General features: G+C 38.6%; 3 protein-coding genes. All 3 read left to right on the top strand.

The genetic code is table 11. From position 1 onward, the window contains the following. Positions 1 to 141: 141 nt before the first annotated feature. From yfiR to yfiB, 3 genes are read left to right on the top strand one after another with little or no spacing between them, the layout of a single operon-like run. Positions 142 to 645 (top strand): regulatory sequestration protein YfiR, encoded by a 504-nt coding sequence (gene yfiR / locus AC6CHI_RS16085; protein ID WP_498122497.1) that lies wholly within the window; start codon positions 142 to 144, stop codon positions 643 to 645. After that, positions 645 to 1,859 carry a diguanylate cyclase DgcN/YfiN gene (gene dgcN / locus AC6CHI_RS16080; RefSeq protein WP_498122498.1) on the top strand — a complete coding sequence of 405 codons (1,215 nt, stop codon included), beginning with the start codon at positions 645 to 647 and terminating at the stop codon, positions 1,857 to 1,859. The genes yfiR and dgcN overlap by 1 nt, the downstream gene beginning before the upstream one ends. Before the next feature lie 10 nt (positions 1,860 to 1,869). Then, positions 1,870 to 2,355, top strand: coding sequence for an outer membrane lipoprotein YfiB (gene yfiB, locus AC6CHI_RS16075; RefSeq protein WP_498122496.1), 486 nt, complete (start codon positions 1,870 to 1,872; stop codon positions 2,353 to 2,355). The last annotated feature ends 151 nt before the right edge of the window (positions 2,356 to 2,506 follow it).

The raw sequence follows: 2,506 nt of genomic DNA, 5'->3' as shown, positions 1-2,506 counted from the left end.
TAACTTATGCTTTTGAGTGTTTCTTTTTTAAGCAACCATTGTGATTTCATAAAATTTCTCCCATTACTTCAGCGCTATTTTTATTCCCTTATTTTCGCTACAATCACCAACACAATCCTCATATTCAAAGAATTATTTGAAATGGTTAACATTAAATTTTCTATTTCTGCGTGTTTTTTCGCCTTTGTTCTATTTTCAACATCCCTATACGCTTTTTCAACACATAATATTTTTGTGATTACCCTTTCTATTCTTAGTTATGCCAAATGGAACACTTCGACACCTGCTTTATGTGTCATCGACAATCCAAATTACGCGATACAATTTAATCAAGCTCTACGCCAACAAGGCTTACATTACAAAATCTCATCTATTCGCTTAAACGAATTAGACAGATCTGCTTGTAATGCTATTTTCCTCTCCACCTTTTCACCCCAAGAAGAACAAAAAATTATTCACAGCCAGAAACAAGATCCACTTCTGTCTTTTAGTTCGACCAATATTGCTTGCGAAATTGGCAGTGCTTTCTGCCTCTACACCCGCAACAACAGAACATCATTTAAAGTCAATTTAGACAGTTTGAGCCAGTCTAAAGTTAGAGTCGACCCTCGTGTTTTATTACTCGCCAAGTCTACGGAGCAATAATCATGAACAATTACGCTCGTATGACTTCATTACAATCGCTCTTTAAGCGCTCACAATTAGTGATGTTTGCACTGACTTTTTCAATTTGCACCATTATTTTTGTGATCGTGTCCACTTACACCATGAACACCTATGCCAAACAGAGTCTGAACATCCTTACAGAAGCTTTGAATGAACGTATTCAACCCGCAATGGTGTTTAATGATCGGATTACCATTCAACAAATTCTTGATGACTATACCTCACAGTATGCAATTCGCTCCATTGAGGTTTTAGATCCATCCAACAATAAAATTGCTTCGAGCAAACAACTGGTCAAATCATTTCAAACCACTCAAGCTGTTCTGGATCATTTGTTTTTTCAGCAACCCATCCAGATTTCGATCGAACACAACCAACAATACTATGGCTCGATCGTGGTGTATGGCAGCTCACAAAGCCTGTTGGATTTTTTCTTTAAAATTCTGATAGGCTTGTGTGTCGCTATTGTTTTGATTTTATTTGCACTGTGGTTGTCAGTACGTTCGACTTATCAATATTTAATGCAATCAATTCACCCTTTGGTGTCTAAAGCTCGTGAAATTAGCGAATCTAAAGCCTATCAATTACGTCTGCCCCAATCCAACATTCAGGAATTACAACAACTCAATAATGTGTTTAATGAGCTCTTAGACACAATTCAAGTATCCAATCAAAAACTACGCGCAGAAAATGATGTTCTGGCTCACCAAGCTTTACATGACCAACTGACACAACTTCCAAACCGACATTATTTTTATCAAACCCTGTTAAACACCTTTGAACAACCCATGAAAGGATTTTCAGCTTTATTTTTTATTGATAACAATAATTTTAAAGACATCAATGATCAGTATGGGCATCTGGCGGGTGATGCCGTTTTACAGGAAATGGCAAACCGTTTAAAAACCGGTTTAAGACAGGATGATTTTATTGCTCGCCTAGGAGGTGATGAATTTGCCATTCTGATCCGCAATATCAGCAAAGACGAACATTTGGTTCGAATCAGTGAAAATTTATTAAAGTGCTGTGAAGCCCCTTTACGTTACGAACAACACGAAATTTATTTCAGCTTTTCCATCGGTATTGCTTCAACTGAACACGCCAATAGCCCCGAAGACCTAATTACTGCCGCCGATAGTGCAATGTATAAAGCAAAATCATTGCAACAAGGCTGGTACTTCTCTCTCCGCTAGGAACTTTACAATGATCACTTTTTCTCGCCCGATTAAACTAACACTCGTGTTACTCATCAGCTGTGTCTTGAGTGCATGTGCAAGTTGGGGACATTTAAACTACAAACAAGCCCGCATGCTTAAAAAAGAAGGCTTCGTCCTCACTGATGAAGGTTGGAGTTTACGCTTACCCGAGCGTCTGCTGTTCGGATTTGACAGTTACGAGATTAAATCCGAACAGACACAGGAATTAATGCGTCTTTCTACCCAGTTACAAAAATACCAACTCGATAAAATTAAAGTCGTGGGGCATACGGATGACATCGGCGACCAGACATATAATCAAAATTTATCCGAAAAGCGCGCCAATAGTGTGGCCAGCATTTTCTTAAGTTCAGGATTTCAACGCAACCACTTACAGACCCTTGGTCGTGGCTCTACACAACCTCTTGCGCCCAATACAAGCGATGAGAATCGCGCGACCAATCGACGCGTCAATATTATTATTATCCCTTAAAAAGAAAGGATGCTTGTCTAGCGCTTGCCTCGGGCAAGCGCAATGGGCCTCATCGCAGGACGTTAAAATGAAAAAATCCTTGCCATGACCATATAGAAAAATGAAAAATGAAAAATGAAAAATGAAAAATGAAAAATGAAAAATGAAAAAT

The organism is Acinetobacter sp. GQ146 (assembly GCF_059758585.1).
This window is presented reverse-complemented; position numbering and strand designations above follow the sequence as displayed.